Below are 7595 nucleotides of genomic sequence, written 5' to 3'. Positions count from 1 at the left end.
TCTACTATTATCATCAACTTAATAATATTTATAGCTCAACATAAAAGGATAATAATGATGCAACGAAAGTCTATTTATACGTCACTTATTCTGATAACTGCGTTTTCATTATCGGGTTGTTTATCGTTAAAAGAAAAAGCCGCGATTAAAGAAGCCCAACAAGAGGCTGAACGTCAACGATTAATTGCCGAAGAAATTAAAAGCTATGGACCGCCTACTGTAATCTACCGTATTGATGACCACCGGTTTTTTACTCTTGAGCAATACAGTGAAAAACGAGGAGGTGCTACTTATTATAACAACACATTAAAAGGCATTCACCAACGTCTAATTGGTTCTTCTGCTTGTCGTTATCAAGGACGCCTAATTTGGGCAACAGATCGTGATGATGCTTTTGTGTTTCCTGGTATTTTAAGTAAACGATATAGTCGCTGTGCGGGTACAAAAGATGCGTGTATCAATTACCTTTTAGTCACCCTTGATGGCGGTAAAAACTTTAGGCCCACTAATGGAAATTTTGGTGGTAATACTCATTCACCAGGCCCTTATTCATCTAGATTCGATATTATCGTCACAAATGAAGGTTTTTATTTAGGGAAATCAAGTTACCGACTGAATAATGATGAATTAGATGATCCTTGGTGGCGTAAATTTTATTTCGATCCAATGCGTTCAAACTATGTTCATAGCAGTGTGGGTGACAAAGAAACTCCACCTTCTTCATTAAAAACCCCTTCTGGTCAAACCCGTTTTGATTGCAGTGATCCCCATATTTACCCTATTTCGCAAAAGGAAAAAGAATGAGTCATCATAACTTAAAAACAACCCGTTGGTTAAAACCTAAAGACTGTCTTGATGGTTCCCAAGAATGGACATCAACCACACATGCCGCCAATATTGGTGGTGAAATTCATGTTAAACCTCATTTACCCGGTATTATTATTTTTGTTCATGGTGTCAATTCTGAAGGAGAATGGTATGAAGATGCAGAACGAGATATTTGCGATGGACTTAATGAACGATTAAACCTTACAAATACGCCATATAAATTAGAAGAAAACATATATTCAAAACCAGAATTTAAACTTGATGAAAGTAATTATGATAATAGCCACTATATTTATGAACAACCAATTCGGACATTAACAGAATTAGGAAATTCACCCGTTATTCGTTTTTATTGGGGATATCGTGCAACTGAAGATGATCTGGGTGAATATGTTATTCCATTAAAAAATAAACAAGGTGAAAGTTATCATCGTCTAGTGGAAGAAATGATTAATCCCGAATACAGTTCGCCAAATAAGAATAGTTGGAATGCAGAAGATAAACATAAATATAGTATTGTGCAACAATATGAATCTCTTTCTTATAAAAAAAGAAGGCTTTTTATTTATGAAAAATTAAAAGATAAAGGTCCTTTTTTCTGGGGTGGCGGTCCTTTTCAAAATGGCTGTAATAATTTAATCAGCTTATGGAGCAATTCTGGTTTTAATAATTGGCCAATGCTTTGGGGAAGTGTTCCAATTCCATCCCCTTTTCCTTTCCCAATTAATGTTCAAGCCCTCAACCCTGAATCTGATAGGTTATTAACCAAAGCACCACCTCGAAAATATTATGCTCATGCCGTTAATAGACTAGCCAAATTAATAAAAAAAATTCGTGATTATAATAAATACGATACAGTCACCGTCATTTCTCATAGCCAAGGAACGATGATTGCACTGGCAGCCGCGGCACTTGAAGCACCAGATGCTTTATTTGTCTTAAATTCACCTTATTCAATTGAAGATAAAGCGTTAAATAGTTTCAATTATCCTTACGATGAAAATATCAGTAAAGAAGTAAGAGAAGCAACACTCAGTGAGATTATTAATAAAATTGCCGAAAATAAAAATAAATTAAAAGAACATCCTAGTGGGGTGGTAGGTTTAGTTGTGGGATGTTCAGAAGATAAAAAAAGCTGGACACCCGATATTCGATTATTAAAAGGTCGTAAACGAGGAAATTGGTTAAATAATAATATTGTTACACCGACAGAGGAAAACTCAATTAAAGAGAGAGATAACCACGGTAATACTTATATTTATTGTAACCCACATGATCGCGTAATGGGCTCTTCACCCTTACAAAGTATTGGCTGGAGTGGTATTCCTAATATCACTAAAAATAACCAAACAACACCTCACCCTTTATTTGAAAAAAATAACGTGCCTTATGTCAGAATGCTCGCACGCAACACCCCTTGTGGTGATAAACCTAATCCTAAAACGGTGTTTAGTGATAAAAATAGCTACTATAGTGATGGAAGGATTTTTTGGGATAGTAATACAACAACTCTCCATGGAATAGCATGGCCACCACCACCTGCAAATATGTTTATTAATATAAATGCTCCCGAAGTCCCTTACCCTATCAAAAAAGAAGAACTGGTTAATTTTGATGAAGACTTTGCTACTAAAGAAGTAAAAACGGATGATAAAAATAAACAAACGGAAAAGACTAAAGATGTAATACAACAAATCATAGAGGATAATGAGGAAAATAACACCGAGAATAAAGCTAAAAAAATCCCATTAGGTGATGGGTATGGACATATTATATACGATTCTGAAGTAGACATTTATAGGCCTGTTGATAGCGACTATTATTTTTATAAAGATTTTTACTCTTATGGCAATTTAAAATGGGTACCTTTAACAAAAGAAGAAATAAATAAGAGAAAAAGAGATCCTTTACTCGATCCTAAACAAAAAAATGAATCAATGAAATATGAAACTATTAAAGACATGAAAGAACGAATTCGTAGTTATATTCGACGTCCTACCGATCACAGTACATTACCGTCTCATACGCCTTTTCTAAAAAGGGTACTTACATACGATTTACCCATCGGCTATTGTGAAATAGGTAGAAGCCCAGAAAAAATGGATGAATTACGTAAATATGCTGATTGGTTAAGTGGTGAAGATTGTTATATGGAAACTGGCAAATTAGACATTCCTGAATGCCCCGCAATAATCAAAAACCCACCAATTAAAAAATAATTTATTTAAAGAACAATATTGAATAATAACCATCAAATACAAAGGGATAATATGAAAAATATTATTAGGCTAGGCGATACTACATCTCATGGTGGCAAAGTGATTAGCGCGAGTTCTACCTTAATTATTAATGGAAAAGCAGCTGCACTACTTTATGATGCTGTCTCTTGCCCTAAGCATGGGAATAATAAGATTATTGAATGTAGTCCGCATTATACTGAGGATAATCGAGGTATTGCTTTTCATGGCTGTAAATCTGAATGTGGTGCTATCATTTATTCTAGTTGTGATGATATGGAGATATAAATGAACTATTGGAAAATACCGAATAATCCGCCGCCTCTATTAAAAAAAACATATCCTTTTATTAAGTTAAGTTTATTTTTCATCTTTATAAATATTGTTTATTTTTTAATAATCTGGCTAAATAGTGAAAATAGCCTAGGTATAGATAAACGAAACAGTATTGTTTTATATTCTATTTTTTTCTTAGCCTCCTTTTTTATTATTTCCATATACTCTTTATTTTGGGAAATAAGAAATACACTTTATAGTTATTGGGCTTATTGGCAAGCAGAAATATTAATGCAATGGAGATATCATAAACAAGAAAGATTATACATCACAGATTCGTATATTATATCAAGTGACCCTTTATTAATTCCTAATTTCAATGAAGAAAATATTTATGAGGATTACGATGAAGAAAATACATTAATCGATTTAGAGAATAAAAATATTGTTGGTAATGATAGATGTATTGCAATATTTAAAATGCTTATCAATATGCTAGCAAAATCGAATATTAATAAAAATGAAAAAGTTTCTATTATCATTAATACTCGCAATGAAGAGAGTGAACGAGTTAAATCTCAAATCAAGCTTATTATTCATGATTTCTTTTTAAATACGGAAATCGTTTTTAAAACAGAACAAGATTATCATAATTTATTTTTTGATATAATAAACAAAGAAGTCGTCACATTAATATTTTCAATAAATTATTACTCTTTAGATACAAATGATGAAAAAGAATTAGCCAGTGTTATTGTATTATCCCCTTTTTATCATGAAAATACGTTACAACTTTTTAAACCTATGCCTTTTCCTTTAGAATATATAGAAGATAATATAAAGACCTTATCTGCTATTCAACAACAGAAAAATGCATCAATAAAATTAAGTTATTACATTAATGTAGAAAAAAAGGATGTTGATAATATACTATTGTCATTAAGGTCAAATGAGTCTTTTGATCTTTCTTATGAGCATTACTCTCAAGGTTATCAATTTGATAAACAGATAGGGGATTATAATAATCTTAATATCTATCATCTTATCGCTTTGATTAACTCATCTAATTATCAGGAACTCAGCCAATATGTTTTTTATAAAGAAAATGAGAACTATTTTTGTTTACCGATAGGAAAAGAAGAACCTTTAATAAAAGATGAATATGATGATATCAATCCACCCCCATTTTCTATTGGAACACTATTATTAGCCATTTTTTCCTTTCTTTTTTTTGCAACAATGAGTATTATCGATACTAATACTTTTAGTGATAACTTAATTTTAATTTCGCTTTCTTTTCTGTTCACTATTTTATTAGCAACTTTATTTAAAATGGCATTAGTACATTTATATTTAAGACCTTTGTTTTTACAAACATTGAATATTGATATAGAAAGAGAATTCAATGATTAAAAATCATTTATTAACTTGAAAGTGAAATAAAAAATATACGTCACTTATTTTGATAACCACATTTTATTATTTAGTTATTTATTCTATAAAGAAAATATCAAATCAGCAAAGATTAGCATTGTCTCAGAAAGAAAATCTGGATCCTATATTGTACATATTATGAACGATAATATTTTTAAATGAATTTATATTCTGCTATCAGAAATCTCACTGCTGTTTTAATAACAATGTTTATTATTTTTAAATAAAACTATTTTATTATGCTTTTAAAGTAAAATAATAATTCAAGATAATGCTAAAAAAGAGAGAAAAATAGACCAAATAAAAGAGGGATAACGTCATCACTGGCTATATTCGGCTTCTAAAGAAGATAAAGGAAAAACTCAATAAATGAGTAAATTATCTACTAAAATAATGTCACTACTATTAAATACTAAATCAATGAGAGTAAATTGATTTATTATTTTTTTGTAAACAATTATTACAAACTAAAATGGGATTTATCGCTCATCAGTGTTTACAATATGATGTTATTATTTAAATATTATAAATAGTTTTAAAAGGTAGGCGATGTGATTTACTTATTTTCAATACGTCTTATTATCAAATTATAAAAGCTAGCTTAGGTTATATTCTATAGATATTTAAGATGATAATTCATAGGAAGATAAAATAACATTATGTATAAGCAACTTGCTGTTTTATTTGCAATTTTTTTCATATCCTCATGTGGTGGGCATAATGATCCGACAGAAGATTTTATGCATGGATTTAAATGGCATCAATCAATGTATGAAATAAAGAAACTAGAACTTGCAAACTTACAGTGTGAATCGGCTCCAGAAGGGTGGGCATGTTCTTCTCGCTCTTCACCTACAATACAAAAAGATAAATATCACTATTTTTTTGTTGTATTGAAAGACAAAGGACTTGCTTCTCTCACAATATTAGATATAAAACAACAATTTGAAAAAAATATTCTCTTCAATAACTATAATCAATTAAGTCAACGGTTAACACATAAATTTGGGGCACCAACATATCAAACCGATGATTGTTTATCAGATACCCACTGCGGTGAAATAAAAAGCCAATATGACTACCATAATGTCATAATCCGAATGAATCTAATGGCCGATGGAAATAACGGAATACTCTCTCTGATGATGGCTATCGATAATAACCAAAACAGAGATCTTAATTAGGATAGAAAATGCCAGTATTAACTTCATTACGAACTGCTTGTTTCAGCGGAAACGAACTCTCAGAAAAAACTATTGCTCAGCAACAAATTGAACTATGGGAACGTTGGCTATTACCTATCACCCCTGAATTACCCACTGGTGAAGACCCCGGTTATGACGATGACTTTGAGCGAATGCGTGAAGAGGTCAATAAACTTTCAGGCGCAGATACTGATCTTATTTGTACCTTAGCAGAAAAGTTAATTACTACGGTCTGTAAAGATGTTCGCGTTGTCACTTATTATATTTGGGCAAGATTGCATCGTGACGGTGAAAGTGGATTAGCTGATTCACTAGGGTTATTAGCAGGTTTAGTTTCACGTTTTCATGATACTTTATTACCAGCACGAGCCAAAAGCCGAAAATCAGCTTTAGAATGGCTAGCAGGGCAACGTGTGCTTGATAGTCTATCACTGTATCCTGAAGTGGATAGAAACCAATTTGATTCTATTGTGGCTTTACTTGCGGCTTGTATTGATGAGTTTGCGACTTGGGATGAAGACAGTCGCCCTCATTTAACCTCACTCTTGCATGTGTTAGAAAAACGATTAGCTCAGTCTGGTGGCGCGAATAGCGTTGTACCTCAAACCATGGGAGTTAGTGAGAATTCCTCAGTAAAACAAAGTAGTGGCTCTTATTCTCCATCAAATACAATAACGCCTATTCAATCAGGACGTGAACTTCTCGATCAAGCAAAAATGCTCGCTAATTATCTGCGTAATCAATCAAATGGTTGGCTTGCTGGGCATCGATTAATGAAATCAGTGCGCTGGGATACGCTACACCAATCACCACCACAAAATAGCCAAGGTTGCACAAGGCTTGCTTCACCCCGTTCCGATGCAAGAGCACAATTAAAGCGTCTTTATCTACAACAAAGTTGGTTAGAGCTAGCAGAACAAGCTGATCGCCTATTTACTGAAGGTGTAAATCATTTTTGGCTCGATATTCAGTGGTATTTGCACCAAGCGCTCAGTAAATCACCCGCACCTTGGGATGGCTGGGCTGATATTATTACCTCAGATTTAAAGCAATTTTTGACTCGTCTACCAGGTATAGAACTACTCGCTTGGGAAGATGGCACGCCTTTTGCTGATGAAGTGACATTAAATTGGATAAAACAGCATGTTCTTGAAGAAAACATCCATTCACTTCATGATTTTCCTAATCAGCAGGTCCCACAGGTTGATGAAGAGTCTATTTTTGCACTTGAACAAGAGGCGTTAACTCAAGCTGATAATGATGGTATTGAAGTTGCTTTGGCATGGTTAATGAATCGACCTGATATTCGTAATACTCGTCAAAAATGGTTATTACAATTGGTGATGGCGCGTGTTGCTGAGCAATTCTCTCGCAATGATCTTGCGCTTAATCTTTTGGCTGAATTGGATAACCAAGCAAAAAGCATGCCTCTTTCGCATTGGGAGCCGCAATATATCTTCGAGATCAAAGCAAGGCAGTTACATTTATTGCGCAACAAAGCTCAACGAAATAGTAGTGATAAATCAAGTTTACAACAACAAATGTCATGCTTGTTAGCAGAATTAACACAACTTGATCCCGTGCGCGCACTCGTACTATATCCTTAACATAATGA

At 33.0% G+C, this 7595-nt stretch carries 6 protein-coding genes; all 6 read left to right on the top strand.

Annotated features, from left to right (window positions below):
• The first annotated feature begins 54 nt into the window (after window positions 1-54).
• Entirely contained in the window at window positions 55-804 is a 750-nt protein-coding gene (locus M983_RS13760; RefSeq protein ID WP_157091967.1) for a T6SS immunity protein Tli3 family protein, read from the top strand.
• Entirely contained in the window at window positions 801-3047 is a 2247-nt protein-coding gene (locus M983_RS13755; RefSeq protein ID WP_066752061.1) for a T6SS effector phospholipase Tle3 domain-containing protein, read from the top strand. The genes M983_RS13760 and M983_RS13755 overlap by 4 nt, the downstream gene beginning before the upstream one ends.
• Before the next feature lie 51 nt (window positions 3048-3098).
• Entirely contained in the window at window positions 3099-3353 is a 255-nt protein-coding gene (locus tag M983_RS13750; RefSeq protein WP_066752058.1) for a PAAR domain-containing protein, read from the top strand.
• Window positions 3354-4754 (top strand): hypothetical protein, encoded by a 1401-nt coding sequence (locus tag M983_RS13745; RefSeq protein WP_066752055.1) that lies wholly within the window; start codon window positions 3354-3356, stop codon window positions 4752-4754.
• Between the two features lie 680 nt (window positions 4755-5434).
• A complete protein-coding gene (locus M983_RS13740) occupies window positions 5435-5959 on the top strand; it encodes a hypothetical protein (RefSeq protein WP_066752052.1) in 525 nt (174 codons plus the stop codon).
• Between the two features lie 8 nt (window positions 5960-5967).
• On the top strand, window positions 5968-7587 hold the full coding sequence (gene tssA, locus M983_RS13735) for a type VI secretion system protein TssA (protein WP_066752050.1): 1620 nt from the start codon (window positions 5968-5970) through the stop codon (window positions 7585-7587).
• Window positions 7588-7595 lie beyond the last annotated feature (8 nt).

This window comes from Proteus myxofaciens ATCC 19692 (assembly GCF_001654855.1).
GTDB classification, from domain to species: Bacteria; Pseudomonadota; Gammaproteobacteria; order Enterobacterales; family Enterobacteriaceae; genus Proteus; species Proteus myxofaciens.
This window is presented reverse-complemented; position numbering and strand designations above follow the sequence as displayed.

Coding starts and splice junctions, on each gene's coding strand:
- M983_RS13750 (WP_066752058.1), top strand. CDS start 3,099: ATGAAAAATATTATTAGGCTAGGCGATACTACATCTCATGGTGGCAAA.
- M983_RS13755 (WP_066752061.1), top strand. CDS start 801: ATGAGTCATCATAACTTAAAAACAACCCGTTGGTTAAAACCTAAAGAC.
- M983_RS13760 (WP_157091967.1), top strand. CDS start 55: ATGATGCAACGAAAGTCTATTTATACGTCACTTATTCTGATAACTGCG.
- tssA (WP_066752050.1), top strand. CDS start 5,968: ATGCCAGTATTAACTTCATTACGAACTGCTTGTTTCAGCGGAAACGAA.
- M983_RS13745 (WP_066752055.1), top strand. CDS start 3,354: ATGAACTATTGGAAAATACCGAATAATCCGCCGCCTCTATTAAAAAAA.
- M983_RS13740 (WP_066752052.1), top strand. CDS start 5,435: ATGTATAAGCAACTTGCTGTTTTATTTGCAATTTTTTTCATATCCTCA.